The organism is Novosphingobium sp., from assembly GCF_027489515.1.
In the GTDB taxonomy this organism is placed as follows: domain Bacteria; phylum Pseudomonadota; class Alphaproteobacteria; order Sphingomonadales; family Sphingomonadaceae; genus Novosphingobium.
In genome coordinates this window covers 1-22,084 of sequence record NZ_JAIXZS010000109.1, presented here as the reverse complement: position 1 = coordinate 22,084, position 22,084 = coordinate 1, and the positions used below count along the sequence as shown (strand labels likewise).

Below are 22,084 nucleotides of genomic sequence, written 5' to 3'. Positions count from 1 at the left end.
TTCGTGCGCGTGCCCACGCTCGACGAAGTGCCCTACCCGGTGAAGATGGAACCGAACCTGGTCGTCGAGTTCTACTCGCGCTGATCCAGCGGTTCATACCGAACACGAAGAAGGCGGGGCGAAAGTCCCGCCTTTTTTCGTTTCAGCCGCGCAAATCCTTTGAGGTCCCCAACGAGACGTGGCTGGTGATGCTGCGCACTTGCGGCAAGGTGCCCAGCGTGTCCGAATGGAACCGCTTGTAGGCCTCGAGATCGGCCACTTCCACGCGCAGCAGATACTCGACCGCGCCGGTCACATTATGGCACTCGCGCACTTCGGGGGCCGCTGCCATCGCCGCCTCGAAACCCAGCGCGTCGGCCTTGAGCTGGCCGGCGAGGCCCACCATCACGAAGATCGTCACACCCGTGCCCAGCTTTGCCCGGTCGAGCACGGCGCGGTAACCCCTGATCACCCCGCTGGCTTCCAGCGCCTGCACCCGCCGCAAGCAGGCTGAGGGCGATAGCCCCACCCGCTCGGCCAACTGGAGATTGCTGATTCGCCCCTCGGCTTCCAGCACGCGCAATATCTTGCTGTCGATCGCGTCCATATCGTCAATGATTGTGCACTGACAGGTCACCACGCGTCAATACGCAACCTCTTTTCACCTCAAACCGCATATCATTGCGCCATATCTACAACGGAGAGCACCATGCCCATCGCGAGCCTCGCAAACTACGATATCACGCCGGAGCGCGGCTTCCTCTGCAGCTACGACGCCAGCGCCGTGACACTGCACGGTGCGCTTGCCGAAGCTGGCGCCGTTGCCATGCGCCTCCCCGAAATCCTCCCCACCGGCAAAGTGCGCGACGTGCTTGAGGACAGCCTGCCGGAGATCACCCCCGCGATGGTCGCCGAACTCGACGAACCCGCCGCGCGCATGGCGATGGTCCACTATTCGTTTCTCGTGCAGTCGTACATCTGGGGCGCCGCCGAAGCGATTACCATGCTCCCCGCCGTCCTCGCCGTCCCGATGGTCGCGCTGGCAGACAAGCTCGACCAGCAGCCGCTGCTACAGTACAGCGGCTATGTCCTTGATAACTGGGGCCTGATCGATCCCGCCGCGCCGGTCGATCTTGATAACATCTATATGATCCAGAAGTTCGCCGCCGGCACCGACGAGGCGTGGTTCGTGCTGATCCACGTCGCCATCGAAGCGCAGGCAGGCAAGGCGCTGGCCCTCTTCGCTCCCGTGATCGCCGCCGCAGAAGCGGGCGACGTCGAAGGCACGCGCACGCTCCTCGAACAGATGGTCGGCATCTGGGCCGGCATCAACGCGATCTTTGATCGCATGCCCGAACAGTGCGACCCTTACATCTACTTCCGCCGCGTCCGCCCCTACATCCATGGCTGGAAGGACAACCCCGCGCTCGGCGCCGGCGTCGTGTACGAAGGCGTCAAGCGTCTTGGCGGGCTCCCGCAGGCCTATCGCGGGCAGACCGGCTCGCAATCCTCGATCGTGCCCTCGATGGACGCGCTGCTCGGCGTCGGCCACGCCGCCGATCCGCTGAAAGCCTATCTCGACGAACTGCACATCTACCGCCCGACCGGCCACCGCCGCTTCATCGAGGACGTGCGCCGCGCCTCCACCTTGCGCGGCTTCGTCAGCCGCACCGGGCACAAGGGCCTCACCGATGCCTACAATGGCGCGGTCCAGGCCGTCGCCGATTTCCGCAGCCGCCACCTCGAATATGCGGCCAGCTACATCAACAAGCAGGGCAGCAAGTCGGCCGGCAACAACCCCGATGTCGGCACCGGCGGCACCCCCTTCATGAAGTACCTCAAGAAGCACCGCGACGAGACAGCCGCAATGCTCCTCCCGGCCTGATCAGCGCGCGGGTGTGACGGTGATGATCCGCTCCGCCTCCAGCAGTACCCGCGCCCGCGTCCAGACGAAGGGCACATAAGCCCCGCCAGCCCAGCGCGCGAACAGGTCGCGGTAATGCGGGCTGGCGGGATCGCCCGATTGCCCCGGCGTGTTGATCGCCATGCTGTTGTCCCACGCGCCGACGTCCATGACCAGCCGCACCGAGGGTCCGGTGACAAGCTGGAAATCGCCTGACCAACTTGCCGCATTGGGGGTCGAAGCCCCGCCGCCGATCCCCAGCGGACCCACCCGCTGCTCGCTCCCCCGGCCGGGCAAGGCGAGCGTGGGGCGGAAATCCGCAACATGCAGCGTGCCCCAGCGCCACTGCGCCGGATCGGGCCCAAGCCGCCGTGTGGTCTCGGCCCAGGCACCCACCAGCGAATCAAGCAGGATGGCATGGCTGATCTGAGCGGCAAGCTTGCCCTCCTCCAGCACCTGCACCACCCCCGCGAGCGAGGCCGATCCCATCGCCTCCCGCATCGTCTCGGGCACGATCGCCTTGACCGCGGCCTGCGACAGATGGCGCCGCGTCCAGATCTCGTAGAGCGCCGCTGCCGCGCTTCCCGCACCGAGTTCACCGTTCCATCCGCGCAGCAGCGCCAACGCGCCTGTCTCGGCGGCATTGCGCCCTTCGAGGCCAGCCAGAAGCTTCACCGTCCGCCGCGCAAAAGGCGAGGTCACATCAGCCTGCAACGCCATCGCATCGCTGATGCCGAATTTCGGCTTCGCTGAGATCACCTCCGAAATCCGCTCCATCCGGCTCGGATTGGCCCACTCCAGCCCGAGCAAATAGGGATAGCCCGCAGGTACGTTGTATTGGTTGGCCGTGGCAAACCACCCCTGCGCCGGGTCCTTCACCACCGGCATCAGCGCGCCGTCCAGCAACCCATTCCAGCCATAGGCCTTGCCCGCCGGCACCGGCAGCAGCCCGTCCCCGGCAACGCGCTTCGGCACGAACCCGGCCGCCAGCCATCCCGTCGTGCCACCTTTGTCGGCATAGAGCAGGTTGAGCGGCGGCGCGCCCCAGTGCGTCTGCGCGGCACGGAAGTCGTCCCAAGTCTTCGCCGTAAATGCCCAGGACGCATTGAAATAGGCCGAAGCGCCAGGCTGGTTCCATGTCGCGCGCAAGGCAAAGCTGCGCCCGCTGGCAGCATCTTCATGGATCACCGGCCCGTCCGCGGTGAACTTGAGCACCACCTCGCGCGGGGCCTCGCCCTTCACTTCGATCTGCTCGCGCACTTCGGTTAGCTTCGCGCCCTTGGGGTTCACCACCAGATCCTGCTGGTCGATGGCAAAGATCGTCAAAGCCCAGGCCGCGTCCTCGTTATGCCCAAGGCTCATACCCGGTAGCGCCGGCTCGCCCGCACCGGCGATCTTCAGCTCGGGCGTATCGATATGCGAAAGGTACCTGAGATTTGGCACGCTGTGAGCGCGGTGCGGATCGTTGGCCATGATAGGCCGCCCCGTGGCGCTGCGCGGAGGCGCGATAACCCAGTTGTTCGAGCCCTCCTGCACGTCAGGATCGCGCAGTGCGAGCGACAGCGCCTTGCCGTCGAAGCGCACCTCGCTTGTGCCCAGCAGATACTCGTCCAGCACGTCCTTGGGGATGCTGCACGGATCAAGCCCCTTGGGGATCACCAGCTTGTGCGACGCCGGCTCCAACGGCGCACGCATCGCCTCATAGGCCCCCGCCCCGCCGCACAGCGCACGCGCCCGTTCGACTTCCGCTGCCACGTTGCTCGCCAAGGCATTCGAGCGGATGCGCACGACATCGTCGGCTTGCCAGCGCTCGGGGCGGCTCCCGCTCTCGGAAAACTCCGGCGGCAGAGGTTGCCGACCCGCCTCGACATCGCCGACGAAGGCATTGATCCCCGATACAAAAGCCTCGGTCCAGCCCTTGGCCGCCGCAGGATAGGCACCCCACTCCTTCCCCATATCGCCGCGATAGAGCAGCAGCCGCGCCGCGCGGTCCTGCGCCACGAAGGCCGGGCCGAAGCTCGCCGAAAGCCGCCCCAGCCCGCGCTTGCGCCACAAGTCGATCTGCCACAGCCGGTCGCGCGCCACGGCATAGCCCTGCAGGAAAAACCCGTCGCGCGCGCTGGCAGCGTAGATATGCGGAATGCCCGCCCGGTCGATGACGATCTCGCCTGCCGCGTTCAGCCCCGCCGCGCTGCGCTCTTCGCGGACCACCGAAGGCGGCACCTCCTCCGCCATAACCGCCGTGCCCGAAACGGCCGCGAGAAGCCCCGCCAGCACTATCCCCGTCCGCCGCATCATGCCCCTCCACCCGATCAATGGGTGCAAGGTGCAACCCGGGCAGGCGCGTGACAATGGATTTCGCGCGCAGCCTTCAGCGCTTCGCGAGATACCTCGCGCGAAATGCCGCCGCAAAGCTGGCAAACGCCCCTTGCGCAATCGCGCTGCGCATCGCCGCCATCAGCTGTTGGTAGAAGGAAAGGTTGTGCTCGGTCAGCAGCATTGCCCCCAGCATCTCGCCCGCCTTGTGCAGGTGATGGAGATAAGCCCGGCTGTACTTGGCGCAGACCGGGCAGGTGCACTCGGCGTCGAGTGGTCCCAAGTCCTCGGCGTGGCGCGCATTGCGCATGTTGATTGGCCCGTCCCAGGTAAAGCCCTGTCCGTTGCGGCCCGAGCGTGTCGGCAGCACGCAATCGAACATGTCGACCCCGCGCTCCACCGCGCCGACAAGGTCATCGGGCTTGCCCACGCCCATCAGGTAGCGCGGGCGGTCTGCCGGCAGCTGGCCTGGCGCAAAGTCCAATGTGGAGAACATTGCCTCCTGCCCCTCGCCCACCGCCAGCCCACCGATGGCATAGCCGTCGAAGCCGATGTCCTGCAGCTTTCCGGCGCTGTCGGCGCGCAACTGCTCATCGAGCCCGCCCTGCTGGATACCGAACAGCGCGGCGCGTTCCGCGTGCTCGCCGCCCGCATCGAAGCCATCGCGGCTGCGCTTCGCCCAGCGCATGCTCATCTCCATGCTGCGCGCAATCACGTCGCGCGGCTGGTCGATCTTGGGGCATTCGTCGAAGGCCATAACGATATCGCTGCCGAGCAGCCGCTGGATTTCCATGCTGCGTTCCGGCGTCAGGTTGTGGCGCGATCCGTCGATATGGCTGGCGAAGGTCACACCTTCCTCGGTGATCTTGCGCAGCTCGGAAAGGCTCATCACCTGATAGCCGCCGCTGTCCGTCAGGATCGGCTTGTCCCAGCGCATGAAATTGTGGAGCCCTCCCAGCCGCGCCATCCGCTCCGCGCCCGGCCGCAGCATCAGGTGGTAGGTGTTGCCAAGGATGATGTCCGCGCCCGTCGCCGCGACATCCTCCACCTTCATCGCCTTGACCGTGCCCGCGGTGCCGACCGGCATGAACGCCGGCGTGCGGATCGTGCCGCGCTTCATCGTGATCGCGCCAGTGCGGGCGCGGCCATCGGTGGCGTGGACGGTGAAGGAGAAGCGGGTCATTGCGCAGGTTCTCGGGTGCGGGAAAGGTTGTGCGCCTTACGCACAAACGCCATGGGGCGCAAATGCACGAAGCCTTCGTCCTCGCCCCATGGCTCTATCCCGCGCTCACTGGCCTTGCCGTGCTGACCGGCTGCATCGACGCCATCGCCGGGGGCGGCGGACTGCTCACCCTGCCCGCGCTGCTCTACGCCGGGCTGCCGCCGCATCTGATGCTCGGCACCAACAAGCTGCAATCGGCGATGGGGGCAACCGTCGCCACCACGCGCTACCACCGCGCCGGGCTCTTCGCGCTGCGCCCCAATCTCCCCGCCACGCTAGCCGCCTTCCTGGGCGCTGGCGCCGGTGCGTTCGTGATCCAGCACTTCGATGCCGCGCTGCTGCGCCTCGTGGTGCCGCTGTTGCTGATGGGTGCGGCGTTCTACACCCTGCTCTCGCCCCGCATGGACGATACGCCGCGCGAGCCGCGCCTTTCGGAGCGCGGCTACCTCCCCGTCGCAGGGGGCATCGGCCTTTACGACGGGTTCTTCGGCCCCGGCACCGGCCAGTTCTTCGCCGCGACCCTTGTGGCCTTACGCGGTCTCGGCCTCACCCGGGCGACCGGCCTCACCAAACTGCTCAACCTTTCCAGCAACGCCGCCAGCCTAGTGGTCTTCGCGGCGGGCGGACAGGTCATCTGGCGGCTCGGGCTGTGCATGGGCGCAGGCTCGATGCTGGGCGCGATGATCGGCACCCGCCTTGCCACCCGCTATGGCGCACGCCTGATCCGCCCGCTGCTCGTCACCGCCAGCCTGGCGCTTACGGGCAAGCTGCTTTGGAATTGGCTGCAACTCGGATTGTAACGTTATCGGTGTCTGCTAGCCTCGGACGCAGCGCAGACGAGGACCTGATGACGATCACTGCAACCTTCTCGATGATCAACACCGCCGGTGTCGTGCAGACCACCGTCGATCTCCTCGAGGGCGTCGCTGCCGAGGCGATGAACCTGTGGGGCCTTTATCTTGGCGGCGATGCCACGATCGACGTGCAGATCGAGATCGCGAACGATGTGCGCCCCGGCGTACTGGCAACCGGTGAGCCGACGCGCGGCGCCGTCATCGGCCTGCCCGGCCAGCAATCCTACTGGGTGAGCAGCGTCGCACTGCAGCTTGCCGGCAACGTGATCCGCAACGGCAGTGCCGATCCCGATATCACCATCCGCGTCAACGCCAATGCGCTCAAGGACATCTACCTCGATCCCACGCCTTCGGTGCGCGATGGCGTACCGGCCGACAAGTACGACGGGATCAGCCTCATGCTGCACGAGATCGCGCATGGCATCGGGTTCTACGGGTTCTACAACGAGAAGGACGGTACCTTCTTCGAGAACCTCAAATCGCCGTTCGACAACCGGCTGATCACTTCGGGAGCGAGCCCGGCGTTCAGCGGCGCGAATGTGCGCACACCCCTGCCGCTGACGGCGGGCAACTATCTCCACTACACGCCAGCCAGCGTGGACGGCAACTATGGCCTGATGGCGCCGGACCTTTTTTATGGTCAGGCCCTTCAGCCCAGCGGGCTGGACATGAACATCCTTGCCGATCTCGGCATCGGCACTTCCGGCAACGACGTGCTCGATCTCGCGTTCATGCCAGCGATGCGCGGGGGCTTCGGAGATGATCTGCTGCGCGGCGGCCCGGGCGACAATCTCCTGCAGGGCGATGACGGCGCCGACACGCTCGATGGCGGCCGTGGCAATGATCGCCTCCTCGGCGGCGACGGTTTCGACAAGCTGTTCGGCGGCCCGGGTGCCGATGTGCTCGATGGCGGAAGCAGCTTCGATGTCATGCGGGGCGGCGCCGGCAACGACCGCTACATCGTCGACACATTCGGCGAACAGGTGAACGAACTCGAGCGCGTCGACGGTGCAGCCGTCGATCCAGGCGGTATCGATACGGTCGAAAGCAGCGTCTCCTACAACATCGGAACCGGTGCGCGGACGCGATACGTAGAGAACATCGTGCTGACCGGCACGGACGAGAGCGATGCCTTCGGCAATGCGCTTGGCAACCGCATCACAGGCAATGGCAGCGCCAATTCGCTGTTCGGCTGGGCTGGTAACGATATCCTTGGCGGCGGCGGCGGGGACGATGCCCTGCGCGGCGGCCTCGGCAAGGATACGCTCACAGGCGGCGCGGGCGCCGACCACTTTGTCTTCGATACGCGACCCGATGGCATCGCCAATCGCGACCGGATCCTCGATTTCAGCTCGGCGGAGGGCGACACGATCGACCTTTCATCCTTCGTCCTGCGCGCCCTTTCCGGACGCGGCACTCTGCCCGAAGGCGCCTTCCATGCCGCCGTGTCGGCGCTGCGCGCGCAGGACGCGGACGACCGGGTCCTCTACAACACCACCACCGGCGTCCTGTTCTATGATCCCGATGGTTCCGGCGCGCGCGCGGCCATCGCGCTTGCCGTGCTCATAGGCGCGCCTGCCCTCACCCATGATGACATCCTGATCCTCGGCTGAATGGTCCCCCAGTCTGCGGTGTTCGCGCCCGAATTGACCGACCGCAATTCGCCGCCCCGCAGGCCTTGCTAGGCTCCTCGCGAACACCACAGCGAAGGACCTGCCATGAGCCACGCCAACCACGATCTTGCCGCCGCATTCCCCGAAGCCGCTGCCCGGCTCCACGCGCTCAAGCTGAGCGACGCGCATTTCCGCAAGCTCAGCGAAGCCTATTACGAGCTCGACAAGGCCATCCACCGCGCCGAAACCGGCATCGAGCCGACCTCGGACCAGCACCTTGAAGACCTCAAGAAGCAGCGCCTCAACGTGCTCGATGCAGTGGCGGAATTGGTCGCAGCCTGAACCTCAGCGCACCGGGACAACAGCCGCATCGGTTGTCCCGGATGAGGCAAGCGCGCCATTCCGGTCCAGATTGCCAAGCTTCGCAGTTGGTAGATCAGTCCTATATGGTTATACCGATCGTTAGCGTTTGCTCGACTCAAACGCACCGAAACGCCAGATCAAGGGACCTGAAATGGCACGCAACAAAGCATTGTTCACGGCAACGGATTCAACCAACGGCAAAGAACTCTGGATCACCGACGGGACGACCACCGGCACCAAGCTGCTCAAGGATATCTTTCCCGGCTTTACCTCGTCCAATCCGTCAAACTTTGTCGTGCTCGCCAATGGCAAGGTCCTGTTCTCGGCGGCCGCCGACAATGTGAATACCGGCGTCGAACTCTGGATCACCGATGGCACGACCACCGGCACGACGCTGCTCAAGGACCTCTATACCGGCCCGTCTGGCTCCGCGCCCAGCAATCTCACCACGCTTGGCAACGGCAAGGTCATCTTCAGCGCCTCGGATGGCACCTCGAACGGTAACCTCTGGATCAGCAACGGCACGGCCTCCGGCACGGTCAAGTTCGCCAACATCTTCGGGCCGAGCAACGGCAACAGCCTCTCCCAGTTCACGCCGTTCGGCGCCGACAAGCTGATCTTCACGGCCTATGATTTCAACGGCAGCAACGGCGCGGTCATGTGGATCACCAATGGCAGCGCGGCCGGCTCTTTCATGCTCAAGGCGTTCGGTCCCGGTGATTTCCCAGGGTATTTGACTGATCTCGGCAACGGCAAAATGATCTTCGGCGCGTTCCAGCAGGCAAGCGGATATGAGATCTGGGTGACGGGTGGAACCGCCGGCAGCACCAAGCTCCTCACGGACATCAACCCCGGCGGTGGGTTCGGTTTCCGCCCCTCGGGCGGTGCTGGGCCACTCGCACTCGGCAATGGCCGCGCGATCTTCCGTGCCAACGACGGCACGCATGGGGACGAGCTCTGGACCACGGACGGCACCGCTGCAGGCACCAAGATGCTGGCCGATATTGCCGTTGGCGCCAACGGCTCCAATCCCGCCAACTTCTATGCGCTTGGCAATGGCAAGGCACTGTTCGCCGCGTCCAACGGCACATCCTACAGCCTGCTCTATATCACCGACGGGACAAAGGCGGGCACGAAGCTGCTCAAGGATCTCGGGGTCGGGGTCAATGGAGCGCCGTCCAACTTCTATCAGTTGCCCAATGGCAAGGTGCTGTTCAACGGGATAACCCAGACCAACGGCGCGGAGCTGTGGATCACCGACGGCACCGCAGCGGGAACCAAGCTGCTCAAGGACACCGCACCTGGCAGCCCGGGCGAAGGCGTCTCCGGGTTCGCCGCCCTCTCGGGCAACAAGGTGGTGTTCAGCGCCGATGGCGAGCTGTGGGTTTCCGATGGCACCGCCAGCGGAACCCAGCTGGTGCTCGACATCACCCCCGGCCTTCAGGACAAGTCCCGGCCCACACAGTTCAACTCGCTCGGCGATGGCCGTGCCACCTTCGTGTTCGGCTACGATCCCGCCAAGGGCCAGGAACTGTGGGTCACCGATGGCACTGCCGCTGGCACAAAGGTTTTGCAGGACATCGCCCCCGGCGGTGCGAGTTCCAACCCCTCGAAGCCAGTGGTCCTCATCAAGCCAGGCGTGATCAATGGCACCGCCTCAGCCGACACGCTGACCGGCACCGATATTTCCAACACGATCTACGGCCGTGCTGGAAACGACATAATCAATGGCGGCGGCGGAAAGGATGTTCTCTACGGCAGCCTTGGCAAGGACACGCTGACCGGCGGGGCCGGCAAGGACTTCTTTGTGTTTGACACCGCGCCGGAAAACGACCTGATCACTGATTTCTCCAAGACCGACGGGGATGTCATCCGGCTGAGCAAGAAGATCTTTGCAGGGATCACCCACACTGGGGCGCTGACGGCGGATGAGTTTCACGCCGCTGCGGGGGCCACCACGGCGCACGATGCTACCGACCGGATCGTCTACGACACCACGACCGGTGTGCTTTACTACGACGCTGACGGCCTGGGCGGCACGGCGGCGGTCGCAATCGCCACGCTCGGCACGACGACGCATCCCGCGCTCGCCTTCACCGATCTGATCATGGTGGCCTGACAGGGAGGCGGGGCAAGTGCCCCGCCGCTCACGGGATCAGCAGGCTCGAATCGCCGTAGCTGTAGAAGCGGTACCCGTTCGCAATGGCGTAGGCGTAGGCTTCCTGCATCCGCTCCAGCCCCATCAGCGCGCTGACCAGCATCATCAGCGTCGATTTGGGCAGGTGGAAGTTGGTCATCAGCCCGTCGATCGCGCGGAAGCGGTAGCCCGGCGTGATGAAGATGCTGGTGTCGCCCGCGAATGGATGGATCACGCGGGCCTCGTCCGCCGCGCTTTCGAGGAGGCGCAGGCTGGTGGTGCCGACCGCGATGATGCGCCCGCCGCCCGCACGGACCGCATTGAGCCGCGCCGCCGCTTCGGGCTCGATCCGGCCCCATTCGGCATGCATGGCATGGTCTTCGGTATCTTCGGCCTTGACCGGGAGGAACGTGCCTGCGCCCACATGCAGGGTCAGCGTTTCGTGCCCTATGCCCGCCTCGGCCAGCGCCGCCATCAGTTCCGGCGTAAAGTGCAGCGCCGCTGTGGGGGCCGCGACTGCGCCGTCCTCGGCGGCAAACATCGTCTGGTAGTCCTCGCGGTCGCGCTCATCCGTGGGGCGCTTTCCGGCGATATAGGGCGGCAGGGGCATACGCCCCGCGCGCTCCAGCAGAACCTCGACCGGTTCTTCGCCGCAGAACGCCAGCGTCCAGCTGCCATCGGCGTGGCGATCTTCGGCCGTAGCAGAAACGCCCGCGCCGAAGTCGATCACGCTGCCGGGCTTCAGCCGCCGCCCGTTGCGCACGAACGCCTGCCAGCGCCTGAGATCGATCCGCTTGTGCAGGGTCGCGCCGATCCGCGCGTTGCCCACCTCGCCCTCCAGCTGCGCCGGGATCACCCGCGTGTCGTTGAACACCAGCACATCGCCCGCGCGCAGCAGCTTCGGCAGATCGCGCACCACGGCATCGACGAATGGCCCTTCAGCCCCCACTCCGAGCAGCCGCGCGGAATCGCGCGGGCTCGCGGGGCGCAGCGCAATACGCTCGGGTGGAAGCTCAAAGTCGAACAGGTCTACACGCATAGGAATGGCCGCTAGCGCCGCCGCCCTGCTTCGACAAGTGCGGCCCGCGGGCGGACAAACTAAATGACAGAGCCGGCCGCCCTATGAGGGCGCAATCCCTCAGTTGGACTTGGAATTGCTCAGCATATCTGCCGTGAATGCGGCGGGCGCTGCAGGCGCGGGCGGCGGCGGCGGGGTCTTGTTCTCCGATGCAAGGCTCGCCTGCACGATCTTGGTCGGGTTCTTCGGCGGCTCGCCGCGCACGATGGCATCGACAATGTCCATGCCTGCGATCACCCGGCCGAAGTTGGTATATTTGTGATCGAGCGCAAAGCGCGGATAGAACACGATGAAGAACTGGCTGTTGGCCGAGTTCGGTTCATCGGTGCGCGCCATCGAGACGGTGCCGCGCAGGTGCGGGATATCATTGAATTCGGCCTTGAGGTCGGGAAGCTTCGAGCCGCCCTGCCCGGTCCCGGTCGGATCGCCCGTCTGCGCCATGAAGCCTTCGATCACGCGGTGGAAGATCACCCCGTTGTAGAAGCCCTCCCTCGTCAGCGTCTTGATCCGCTCGACATGGTTCGGCGCCCATTGCGGCATGAGCCGGATCGCCACGCGCCCGCCATTTGAAAGATCGAGCACCAGGACATTGTCGGGATCGTGTGAGATGTCGGGATCGACTGCATACGTCATCGTCTGCGTATGCTGGATCGGATCGACCTTGATCGGCTTCACCGCTTCCTTTTCCGACGGTCGCTGCGCCATGGCCGGTGAAATCGGGGCAATGAGCGCCGCGCCGAGCGCGAGCCCGCCACCGAGCCCGAGCGTGATCCTAGTGAACAAACGCGATGCCATCAAACGATTTCCCGATCAAAACTGTCTATGCGGGGCGGATAGGCCCCCGGCGATGACGCCGCAATGAACAAATCGCCTGCAGACCGGCGGGCGCGGTGCAGCGCTCAGTAATCGCCGAGCCGGCCCTGGCGTTCCACGCGCTCCACCACTTCATCGCGCACCTGCGGCGTGACGAACCGGTGAATGTCGCCGCCGAACAGCGCGATTTCCTTGACCAGCTTCGAGGCGATCGGCTGGAGGCTGACGTCGGCCATCAGGAACACCGTCTCGATGCCGTCGTTGAGCTGCTGGTTCATGCCCGCCATCTGGTATTCGTACTCAAAGTCCGCAACCGCGCGCAGACCCCGCACGATCACGGTCGCGCCCTGCTTTTCGGCGAACTTCATAAGGAGGGCATTGAAACCCATGACCGAGACATTCTCGATCCCTTGCGCTGCCACCTCGCGCGTGACCATGGCCATGCGCTCCTCGGGCGTGAACATCGGGTTCTTCGAAGGGTTGGTCGTCACGCCGATGATCAGCTGATCGACCAGTTTCGCCCCCCGGCGGATGATATCGAGATGCCCCAATGTAATCGGGTCGAACGTGCCGGGGTATACCCCGATCCTCTTTCCCGCCTCTCCCATTCAGCGATCCCTTTCGACAATGAACCACGCCAGCGCGCGCAGGAGGTCGGCCTCCTCACCATAGGAGGCGAGGAATTGCACCGCCTGCTCGACCAGCATCTGCGCCTGTTCGCGCGCCCGTTCGGGGCCGAGCAGCGAGAGGAAGGTTTCCTTGCCCGCCTGCTCGTCCTTGCGCAGCGCCTTGCCCGCCGCCGCCTCGTCCCCCTCGGCATCGAGAAGATCGTCAGCGATCTGGAAGGCAAGCCCGATATCGCGGGCATAGCCGCGCAGGTGCGAGCGCCCCTCGGCCGGAATGCGCCCGATGATCGCGCCCATTTCCACCGCCGCGCTCAGCAGCGCCCCCGTCTTCAATTGCTGGAGGCGCGTGACGGTCGGCAGGTCGAACGAGGCGGTCTCGGCGGCGATGTCCATCATCTGCCCGCCGGCCATGCCGTTCATCCCGCTCGCCAGCGCCAGCGTGCGCACCAGTTCGATCCGCACGAAGGGATCGCCGGAAAGGTTGGGGTCCGAAAGCACCTCAAAGGCAAAGTCGTGCAGTGCATCGCCCGCTAGCACCGCGGTTGCCTCATCGAAGGCGACATGCAGCGTCGGCTTGCCGTGGCGCAGCGCATCGTCATCCATGCAAGGCAGATCATCGTGGATCAGCGAATAGACGTGGATCGCCTCGATCGCGGTGCCGACGCGGATCGCCATTGCCCGGTCCGCCCCGAACAGGCTCGCGGTTGCCAGCACCAGCAGCGGGCGCAGGCGCTTGCCGCCGCCGATCGCAGCATAGCGCATCGCCTCGATCAGCCGGTCGCGCGGGTCGTTCGCCAGCGGCAGCAGCGCATCGAAGCTGCTGTCGATGTCCTCGGCAATGCGCGCCAGCGCCGGGCGCAGCAGGTCCTGCCAGGGGCCCGTCCGTTCCATTGCGGTCATGCCCCGCCATTTCCTTCGTCGAAGGATTTCGTGCCCACAGCTCGCCCCAATCCGCCAGAGGGCCCATCGGTCACGATCGCCTCGATCCGCGCCTGGGCCGCATCGAGCCGCTTCTGGCAATGCGCGCGCAGCGCATCGCCCCGCGCGTAGAGACTGATCGATTCGTCGAGCGGCGCCTCACCGCTTTCCAGCCGGCGGACAATATCCTCCAGCGCTTTCAGGGCTTCCTCGAAACTCAGCGAGCCGATGTCGGTATCGTGTGCCATCACCTGCCAGCATTGACGGGCGAGCCGCAGCCGGTCAAGCTTCGAGACAGGGAGCAGGTGCATGCAATTGGTAATAGCTTATCTGGTGGCAGCCGTGGTTTTCGGCGGTCTTGATGCACTCTGGCTCGGCTGGGCCGGACCAAACCTTTATCGCCCGGCGCTGGGGGACCTCCTGGCACCCAGCTTCCGGCTTGCGCCTGCCGGCATTTTTTATCTTGCCTACCTCGCCGGCATGGTCTGGTTCGCGATCCGCCCGGGCATTGCCTCCGGCCTCGGCGCGGCGGCGCTCAATGGCGCGCTGCTCGGCGCGCTATGCTACGCGACGTACGATTTCACCAATCAGGCCACGCTCGCCCGCTGGCCCAGCTACGTCACCGCAATCGATGTGTGCTGGGGCGCTTTCGCCACGATGACCGCCGCCGTCGCTGCCACATGGGCTGCGCGCGCCTTCGCTGGATAAGCATCCGTGTTCATCGGCCATTATGCCCCCGCCTTCATCGCCGCCGCATCGCGCAAGGCCCCGTCGCTCCCCGTGCTCGTCGTCGCCGTGCAAGTGCTCGATTTTGCCTTCTTCAGCTTGGCACTCACCGGCATCGAGCATTACCGCCTGACGCCGAATTTCACCGCCAGCAACTGGCTCGATCTTTATGACATGCCGATCAGCCACAGCTTGCTGGGCGCTGCAGTGCTGGCTGCGCTGTTCGGCGTCCTCGTGCTGGCCATGACCCGCAGCCGGCCTGCCGCGCTGATCGCTTTCGCCTGCGTCCTCTCGCACTGGCTGGCGGATTACATTGTCCATGCGCCCGATCTCACGCTCGCCGGTTCGCCGCCGAAGCTCGGTCTCGGTTTGTGGAACCACCCGCTCACCGAACATGCGCTCGAAGTCCTGCTCGCGTTCGGCAGCCTCGCCTTCTATGCCTCGCGCACCCGTGCTGCCGGACCGCGCTCGGGCCTGGTCCTCGGTCTCTTCGCCGCAGTCCTCGCGTTGTTTCAGGTGATCGACTGGTTCAGCCCGCGTACCACCGAAATGAGCCCCGCCCAGCCGCTCCTCGCGCTGTTCGCCTTCACCGTGCTCGCGGCGCTCGCCCTGCTGGTCGAGGCCACGCGTTCGAAGGTTTCCGGGGCACAGCGCTTCGCTTGAGACTCGCCATGCCCGGCGCACGTCGCTAAGGGCCCTGCCATGTCCGAAATCACTCCCGATGTCGTCGCCGCCCATGGGCTGTCCGAGGAAGAATATGCCCGCGTGCTTCACGCGCTGGGGCGCGAGCCAAACCTCGTCGAGCTCGGCATCTTCTCGGTCATGTGGTCCGAGCACTGCTCCTACAAGTCGAGCCGTATCCACCTGAAGAAGCTGCCGACCGAGGCGCCCTGGGTGATCTGCGGCCCGGGCGAGAATGCGGGCGTGATCGATATCGGCGATGGGCCTGACGGCACCAAGCTCGCCGCCATCTTCAAGATGGAGAGCCACAACCACCCCTCCTACATCGAGCCCTATCAGGGCGCGGCAACGGGCGTGGGCGGCATCCTGCGCGACGTGTTCACGATGGGCGCGCGCCCGGTCGCCAACATGAACGCGCTGCGTTTCGGCCGCCCCGATCACCCCAAGATGAAGCACTTGGTGCAAGGCGTCGTCGCCGGCATCGGCGGATATGGCAATTGCGTCGGCGTGCCGACGGTGGGCGGCGAGACCAATTTCCACAAGGCCTACGACGGCAACATCCTCGTCAACGCGATGACCGTGGGCGTGGCCGATCAGGACAAGATCTTCTATTCGGCCGCCACAGGCATCGGCAATCCGATCGTCTACGTCGGCTCCAAGACCGGGCGCGACGGCATCCACGGCGCCACGATGGCGAGCGCGGACTTCGACGAGAAGAGCGAGGAAAAGCGCCCCACCGTGCAGGTTGGCGATCCCTTCACCGAAAAGCTCCTCATCGAGGCCTGCCTCGAACTCATGGCGACCGACGCCATCGTCGCGATCCAGGACATGGGCGCCGCCGGCCTCACGTCCTCCTCGGTCGAAATGGCGACCAACGGCAAGGCCGGCGTCGTGCTCGACATGGACAAGGTGCCCTGCCGCGAAGAGGGCATGACGCCCTACGAAATGATGCTCTCGGAAAGCCAGGAGCGCATGCTCATGGTGCTGAAGCCCGGCAAGGAAGCCATGGCCGAGGCGATCTTCCGCAAATGGGAACTCGATTTCGCGGTGATCGGCGAAGTGACCGACACCGGCAACATGGTCCTCACCTTCCAGGGCGAGACGGTGTGCAACATCCCGCTCGGGCCCCTCGCAGAAGACGCGCCGCTCTATGACCGCCCGGCGATGAGCCTTGCGGACTACAAGGCCTGGGCCGGCGTGAAGCCGCTCGGCGATGTTCCCGCCAGCACCGATCTCGGCGCGGATCTTCTCACGCTCATCGGCAGCGCCGATCTCGCCAGCCGCCGCTGGATCTGGGAGCAGTACGACTCGCAGGTCGGCGCGGACACGCTGCAGAAGTCGGGCGGCGACGCTGCCGTCGTGCGCATCCATGGCACGCAGAAAGCGCTCGCCATGAGCACCGATTGCACCCCGCGCTACTGCTATGCCGACCCATACGAAGGCGGCAAGCAGGCGGTGGCCGAAACCTACCGCAACATCTCCGCTGTCGGCGCCAAGCCCTTGGCAATCACCAATTGCCTCAACTTCGCCAACCCCCAGCGTCCCGAAATCATGGCGCAGATCGTCGAGGCCCTGCGCGGCATGGGCGATGCCTGCCGTGCGCTCGACTATCCCATCGTTTCAGGCAACGTCTCGCTCTACAACGAGAGCAAGGCGACCGGTGGCGGCTCCGCCATCCTCCCCACGCCTGCCATCGGCGGTGTCGGCCTCATGGAAGACCATGAGACCATGGCCAAGATCGCCTTCAACGCCGAAGGCGAGGCAATCTTCGTCATCGGTCACAGCAACGGCCACCTCGGCCAATCGCTCTGGCTCCGCGAAATCCACGGCCGTGAAGACGGCGCCCCGCCGCCGGTCGATCTCGCCGCCGAGCGCGCCCACGGTGAATTCGTTCGCAAGCTGATCGCCGAAGGCAAGGTCAGCGCCGTGCACGATGTTTCGGATGGCGGTCTCCTCGTCGCGCTCGCCGAAATGGCGATGGCCAACGGCATCGGCTGCAAGCTCGAGGAAATCGGCGATCACTTCACCGCCTTCGGTGAGGATCAGGGCCGCTATGTCGTGACAAGCGCTGTTGCCGAAACGATCCAGGCCGCCGGCATCCCGATGACCCGCATTGGCACCACCGGCGGCAGCGCCGTCACCGGCCCGGGCTTTGCGGTCGAGATCGCCGCGCTGCGCGAGGCAAACGAGGCCTTCTTCAAGAACTGGATGGAAGGCTGATCCCAGCCAAATCCCTCCCCGAGCTTGTCTCGGGGAGGTGGCAGCGCGAAGCGCTGACGGAGGGGCTAAATCAGGCTGCCTTCTTGCCCAGCAGATCGTAGGGATCGACGCCCATCGACTGCCAAACCGCATGCGCCGCGCGGTAGTGCATTGCGGGTGTGATGTTCAGTTTGCGGCGCACATCTTCCAGCTGCATCGGCAAGAGCGCGGTGATCGATTGCTCGACCAGCCGCGGGCAGGCCTTGCCCAGCCCCTGCGCCTCGCGGATCGCGCGCAGCACCGGGGCGCTGCTCTTGACCTGCTTGCCGATGTTCAGCCCCGCCATGTAGCCGATGAACAAGTGCGCCAGCGCGGGCTGCTGGCTGTAGGTGAACGCCAGCACGCAGGCCTCGCCCAGCGCGTCACGGCCATAGCCGGTCAGAACATGAAGCATATCATGCACATCGCGCATGCGGTTCATGTACCACTGGAACTGGTCGTTGTACTTGGGCTTGTCCTTGGCGAAGCGCTCGAATTCCTCGACCAGCCCCTGTGCCGTCAGGCCTTCGCGCTCCATGAAGTCGCAATAGGCATGGGCCAGCGAGCCTTCGGGCATGCGGCGCAGCGCCGCGTGATCGTCAAGGATCGTCGGCAGATTGGGCTCCTTGACGCGCATGTCCATGCCGCGCTCGGAGGTCAGAAACCGCTCGCCCGCCTTGCGCAGATCGCGCCAGGGCAGCGCCTCGAAGATGTAGAACACCTCCTCGGTATTCTCCTTGTCCTTCAAGAGCTCGCGAAAATGGTGCAGCGCCTTGGCCGGACGCAGACGGAGCTTCGGTCGGCGCTCGTCGAACAGCGGCAGCTGCAGGAAATCGCGCCCCCCGGCAACTTGAGATTCGTCAGCGTCAAAACGGGCAGTCAGAGCGTTCACACGGTGTCTCCGCAGAATCAGGTTCTGCCCCGCTACTAACACCAGTGTTAATATCGCGTCAAGCCCGAGGTCAGTCAGACCAACCAGTGCTCCCGCGCAATGCCGTACAGCGAGAGGATCGCGGTCAGGTCGCCCCGCTCGATCCACCCGTCCGCCGCCGCCCGCGCCTTGGGCTTGGCGCGGTAAGCAATGCCGTGCGTGGCCGCTTCCAGCATCGGAATGTCGTTTGCGCCGTCGCCGGTCGCCAGCGAACCAGCCCCCTCGCCCAGCCGTGCCGTCTCGTCCAGCAGCACCTGGCGTTTGACCGAACTGTCAACGATCCCGCCGACCACATCACCCGTCAGCACGCCGCCATGCACGCCGAGCCGATTGGCTACGACATGCTCGAACCCCAGCTGCTGCGCCACCGGATCGGCAAAAGCATGGAAGCCTCCCGTCACCAGCACTGTCCGCGTGCCCTGCGCCTTGAGGGTGGCAACCAGCGTCCGCGCGCCGTCCATCGGGCGGATGCGCTCCTCAAGGCACTGCGCAATCGCCCCTTCTGAAAGATCCTTCAGCAGCCCCACGCGTTCGCGCAGCGCAGCCTCGAAATCGAGCTCGCCCCGCATCGCCCGCTCGGTGATCGCCGCGATCCGTTCCTTCAGCCCGGCAAAATCGGCCAGTTCATCGATGCATTCCTGCCCGATCATGGTCGAATCCATGTCGGAGACGAATAGGCGCGGCACCTCGATCGCCTCACGCGAAAGCAGGAGGTCTGAGTTCGGGAAGCACTGGTCCAGAATGCGCCGTACCGCGCCGACGTCAGGCGCTTTCGCCTCTTCGATCAGTTCCATCTCGAGCACATCGTCGACCTCGGAGAGCATGCCCGCGCCAGCCACTTCCCAGCCCGCGTCCTCAATCTGCTCCATAGCGAGCGCAAGATTGTCACCAAGCGTCTCGGGCTCTGCTATCAGCCGTGCGATGAGCACCGATCATTCCCCTTCTGGCACGGCCCAGCTGCCGCCGCTCGCGCTCATTGCAGGGCCGACGGCGAGCGGCAAGAGCGATCTCGCGGTGCGCGCGGCGCTTGCGCACGAGGCAGCTGGCGGAAAGGCCGTCGTTATCAATGCGGACAGCGCCCAGGTCTACGCCGATCTTGCCGTGCTTAGCGCGCGACCTGCCGCAGCCGAAATGCACGGCATCCCCCACCGACTCTTCGGCGCATGGGACGGCGCCAAGGCCTGCTCCGCCGCCGACTGGGCCGCATCCGCCCGCGCCGAAATCGCCGCCGCGCATGCCGCTGGCGCGCTCCCCATCCTCGTCGGCGGCACAGGCCTCTATATCCGCACCCTGCTGGACGGCATTGCCCCCGTGCCCCCTATCGACCCGAACGTCCGCGCCGCCGTCCGCGCGCTCTCCACCGGGCAGGCCTACGCTGCCCTGCAAAGCGAAGACCCGGCCCGTGCCGCCACGCTCGCACCGGCCGACGGCGCCCGCATTGCGCGCGCGCTCGAGGTAGTGCGCTCCACCGGTCGCCCCCTCGCGGATTGGCAGGCCGAACGCAGCGGCGGCATCGGTCACGCGGTGGCCTTGCGCCCGCTGATCCTCATGCCCGATCGCGCCTGGCTTTATGAACGCTGCGACCGGCGCTTCGCGCGGATGTGGCAGGCCGGCGCGATTGCCGAAGTCGAAGCATTGCTCGGGCGCGGCCTCGATCCCGCGCTCCCCGTCATGCGCGCGATCGGCGTGCCGGAAATTGCTGATTTCCTTGCCGGACAGCTCACCGAGGCAGAAGCGATGGCCGCTGGCAGCCAGTCCACGCGGCGCTATGCCAAGCGGCAATACACCTGGCTGCGGCATCAGCCCCCCGCCGCATGGCCGCGCATCACGTTGCAAAATTCCCCGCCAGACACTCTGATTGAAGCATTATTACGCGATTAGGGGTTGACGCAGCATTTTATGTCGCGTACCGCACCATTACCGGCGGGCATGGATCCAGTCCCTCCCCCGGCATCCCTGGCCCGGCGCAGTCTGCCTCTGCTCCGGGCCGCATTTTTTCCGGGTTTTCGTGGGTTGTGGTCCCCAATCCGGCAGATTTTGGTTTGAACAGCGCGGCAGCGCGGCTAACGCGCCCGCTTCGCAGCGGCATCCGGAGAAGGCCCAGAAGGGTACACCGGGCCGGAAAGGGAACGACACGTGAAGAACGAGCGCAGCGGCGCGGAAATCCTGGTCGAAAGCCTGATCGCGCGCGGGGTCGAATGCGTATTCGGCTATCCCGGCGGCGCGGTGCTGCCGATCTACGATGCCCTGTTCGGTGACGAGCGGATCCGCCACATCCTCGTCCGCCACGAAGCGGGCGCCGCCCATGCGGCCGAAGGCTATGCGCGCGCCACCGGCAAGCCCGGCGTCGTGCTCGTGACGTCAGGCCCGGGCGCGACCAATGCGGTCACCGGCATTGCCGATGCCTTCATGGATTCGATCCCGCTCGTCGTCATCACCGGCCAGGTCCCGACCGCGCTGATCGGTTCGGATGCATTCCAGGAATGCGATACCGTCGGCATCACGCGCCACTGCACCAAGCACAACTACCTCGTGAAGGACCCCAACCAGCTTGGCGAGATCGTCGAGGAAGCCTTCCGCATCGCCACCGAAGGCCGCCCCGGCCCGGTCGTGATCGATATTCCCAAGGACGTCCAGATCGGCCTTGCGCCGTGGACCGGCAAGCCTGCCCGCACCCGCACGCGGTACAATCCGCAGCTCGAGGCCCCTCGCGAAGATATCGCGCAGGCTGTGCAGATGATCGCCGCCGCACAGGCCCCGATCTTCTATACCGGCGGCGGCGTGATCAATTCCGGCCCCGAAGCAACCGCTCTTCTGCGTGAGCTTCAGGCGCTCACCGGCGCGCCGGTCACGTCCACGCTCATGGGCCTTGGCGCCTTCCCGGCAGACCATCCGGCGTGGCTAGGCATGCTCGGCATGCACGGCACGTATGAAGCAAACATGGCGATGAACCGCGCCGATCTCATCGTCGCGATCGGTGCGCGCTTCGACGACCGCGTGACGGGCCGCCTCGATGCCTTCTCGCCGAATTCCAAGCGCATCCACATCGATATCGACCGCGCCTCGATCAACAAGACCGTGCGCGCCGATCTCCCCATCGTCGGCGATTGCGCCAAGGTCTTGAAGCAGCTCATCGCAGGCTGGAACGAGACGAAGTGCGAGGCAAACGACCTCACCGAATGGTTCGCCTGCATCGATGGCTGGCGCGCGCGCAAGTCCCTCGCCTATCCGCACCGCAAGGAAGCCATCATGCCGCAATATGCGGTCGAGCGGCTTTACGAGCTGACCCGCAAGCGCGACCCGATCATCACCACCGAAGTCGGCCAGCACCAGATGTGGGCGGCGCAGTACTTCCACTTTTCGGGCCCCAACAAGTGGCTAACGTCGGGCGGCCTCGGCACGATGGGCTATGGCCTCCCCGCCGCTATCGGCGCGCAAGTTGGCTTCCCCGATGCCTTGGTCATCGATATCGCAGGCGATGCCTCGATCCAGATGAACATTCAGGAGCTCGGCACCGCGACGCAGTACCGCCTGCCGGTCAAGGTCTTCGTGCTCAACAACGAATGGATGGGCATGGTCCGCCAGTGGCAGGAACTGACCTACGAGAGCCGCTATTCGAACTCCTATTCGGACAGCCTCCCCGATTTCGTGAAGCTCGCCGAAGCCTACGGCTGGAAGGGCATCCG

20 protein-coding genes and 1 pseudogene are annotated in these 22,084 nt (G+C 65.4%); 11 read left to right on the top strand and 10 right to left on the bottom strand.

The window, feature by feature from the left end; genetic code table 11:
- Window positions 1–84: pseudogene (locus Q0082_RS19015) on the top strand (30S ribosomal protein S4); the annotation flags it as partial.
- Window positions 85–142: 58 nt separating this feature from the next.
- Here Q0082_RS19015 and Q0082_RS19010 read toward each other — a convergent pair.
- On the bottom strand, window positions 143–586 hold the full coding sequence (locus Q0082_RS19010; RefSeq protein WP_298195175.1) for an Lrp/AsnC family transcriptional regulator: 444 nt from the start codon (window positions 584–586) through the stop codon (window positions 143–145).
- Window positions 587–688: 102 nt separating this feature from the next.
- Between Q0082_RS19010 and Q0082_RS19005 the strand changes: the two genes are divergently transcribed.
- The gene (locus tag Q0082_RS19005; protein ID WP_298195174.1) at window positions 689–1,864 is read left to right on the top strand and encodes an indoleamine 2,3-dioxygenase; all 1,176 of its coding nucleotides are present in this window, start codon (window positions 689–691) and stop codon (window positions 1,862–1,864) included.
- Here the strand turns inward: Q0082_RS19005 and Q0082_RS19000 are convergent, their stop codons facing one another.
- Window positions 1,865–4,180 (bottom strand): penicillin acylase family protein, encoded by a 2,316-nt coding sequence (locus Q0082_RS19000; protein ID WP_298195173.1) that lies wholly within the window; start codon window positions 4,178–4,180, stop codon window positions 1,865–1,867. It abuts the gene before it with no gap.
- Between the two features lie 73 nt (window positions 4,181–4,253).
- A complete protein-coding gene (gene tgt / locus Q0082_RS18995) occupies window positions 4,254–5,381 on the bottom strand; it encodes a tRNA guanosine(34) transglycosylase Tgt (RefSeq protein WP_298195172.1) in 1,128 nt (375 codons plus the stop codon).
- Window positions 5,382–5,443: 62 nt separating this feature from the next.
- On the opposite strand from tgt, the gene Q0082_RS18990 reads away from it, so the two are divergent.
- From Q0082_RS18990 to Q0082_RS18975, 4 genes are all read left to right on the top strand, one after another.
- Window positions 5,444–6,220: a TSUP family transporter gene (locus tag Q0082_RS18990; protein WP_298195171.1), complete on the top strand. Its 777-nt coding sequence runs from the start codon at window positions 5,444–5,446 to the stop codon at window positions 6,218–6,220.
- A gap of 8 nt (window positions 6,221–6,228) precedes the next feature.
- Window positions 6,229–7,887, top strand: coding sequence for a calcium-binding protein (locus tag Q0082_RS18985; protein ID WP_298195170.1), 1,659 nt, complete (start codon window positions 6,229–6,231; stop codon window positions 7,885–7,887).
- A 105-nt stretch (window positions 7,888–7,992) separates the two neighbouring features.
- The gene (locus tag Q0082_RS18980; RefSeq protein WP_298195169.1) at window positions 7,993–8,229 is read left to right on the top strand and encodes a DUF465 domain-containing protein; all 237 of its coding nucleotides are present in this window, start codon (window positions 7,993–7,995) and stop codon (window positions 8,227–8,229) included.
- A gap of 172 nt (window positions 8,230–8,401) precedes the next feature.
- Window positions 8,402–10,369 (top strand): ELWxxDGT repeat protein, encoded by a 1,968-nt coding sequence (locus Q0082_RS18975; RefSeq protein ID WP_298195168.1) that lies wholly within the window; start codon window positions 8,402–8,404, stop codon window positions 10,367–10,369.
- Window positions 10,370–10,397: 28 nt separating this feature from the next.
- On the opposite strand, the gene queA is transcribed toward Q0082_RS18975, so the two are convergent.
- From queA to Q0082_RS18950, 5 genes are all read right to left on the bottom strand, one after another.
- A complete protein-coding gene (gene queA, locus Q0082_RS18970; protein WP_298195167.1) occupies window positions 10,398–11,426 on the bottom strand; it encodes a tRNA preQ1(34) S-adenosylmethionine ribosyltransferase-isomerase QueA in 1,029 nt (342 codons plus the stop codon).
- A 99-nt stretch (window positions 11,427–11,525) separates the two neighbouring features.
- Window positions 11,526–12,260, bottom strand: coding sequence for a peptidylprolyl isomerase (locus Q0082_RS18965; RefSeq protein WP_298195166.1), 735 nt, complete (start codon window positions 12,258–12,260; stop codon window positions 11,526–11,528).
- Between the two features lie 104 nt (window positions 12,261–12,364).
- Window positions 12,365–12,886, bottom strand: coding sequence for a pantetheine-phosphate adenylyltransferase (gene coaD / locus Q0082_RS18960; protein WP_298195165.1), 522 nt, complete (start codon window positions 12,884–12,886; stop codon window positions 12,365–12,367).
- Complete coding sequence (locus Q0082_RS18955) at window positions 12,887–13,804, bottom strand: farnesyl diphosphate synthase (RefSeq protein WP_298195164.1); 918 nt, start codon at window positions 13,802–13,804, stop codon at window positions 12,887–12,889.
- Complete coding sequence (locus Q0082_RS18950; protein ID WP_298195176.1) at window positions 13,801–14,070, bottom strand: exodeoxyribonuclease VII small subunit; 270 nt, start codon at window positions 14,068–14,070, stop codon at window positions 13,801–13,803. Before Q0082_RS18950 ends, Q0082_RS18955 begins: the two co-directional genes overlap by 4 nt.
- A gap of 61 nt (window positions 14,071–14,131) precedes the next feature.
- On the opposite strand from Q0082_RS18950, the gene Q0082_RS18945 reads away from it, so the two are divergent.
- The 3 genes from Q0082_RS18945 to purL are packed head-to-tail and all read left to right on the top strand — an operon-like array spanning window position 14,132 to window position 17,449.
- Window positions 14,132–14,530: a DUF2177 family protein gene (locus tag Q0082_RS18945; RefSeq protein ID WP_298195163.1), complete on the top strand. Its 399-nt coding sequence runs from the start codon at window positions 14,132–14,134 to the stop codon at window positions 14,528–14,530.
- A gap of 6 nt (window positions 14,531–14,536) precedes the next feature.
- Window positions 14,537–15,211 (top strand): hypothetical protein, encoded by a 675-nt coding sequence (locus Q0082_RS18940; RefSeq protein WP_298195162.1) that lies wholly within the window; start codon window positions 14,537–14,539, stop codon window positions 15,209–15,211.
- A gap of 39 nt (window positions 15,212–15,250) precedes the next feature.
- On the top strand, window positions 15,251–17,449 hold the full coding sequence (gene purL, locus Q0082_RS18935; RefSeq protein WP_298195161.1) for a phosphoribosylformylglycinamidine synthase subunit PurL: 2,199 nt from the start codon (window positions 15,251–15,253) through the stop codon (window positions 17,447–17,449).
- 70 nt (window positions 17,450–17,519) lie between these two features.
- Here the strand turns inward: purL and Q0082_RS18930 are convergent, their stop codons facing one another.
- On the bottom strand, window positions 17,520–18,359 hold the full coding sequence (locus tag Q0082_RS18930) for a Coq4 family protein (protein WP_298195160.1): 840 nt from the start codon (window positions 18,357–18,359) through the stop codon (window positions 17,520–17,522).
- A gap of 74 nt (window positions 18,360–18,433) precedes the next feature.
- Complete coding sequence (gene serB / locus Q0082_RS18925; RefSeq protein WP_298195159.1) at window positions 18,434–19,327, bottom strand: phosphoserine phosphatase SerB; 894 nt, start codon at window positions 19,325–19,327, stop codon at window positions 18,434–18,436.
- Here serB and miaA point away from each other — a divergent pair.
- On the top strand, window positions 19,320–20,279 hold the full coding sequence (gene miaA, locus Q0082_RS18920; protein ID WP_298195158.1) for a tRNA (adenosine(37)-N6)-dimethylallyltransferase MiaA: 960 nt from the start codon (window positions 19,320–19,322) through the stop codon (window positions 20,277–20,279). The two genes, serB and miaA, sit on opposite strands and share 8 nt — an antisense overlap.
- Before the next feature lie 255 nt (window positions 20,280–20,534).
- A partial coding sequence (gene ilvB / locus Q0082_RS18915) for a biosynthetic-type acetolactate synthase large subunit (RefSeq protein ID WP_298195157.1) occupies window positions 20,535–22,084 on the top strand: 1,550 nt, incomplete at its 3' end.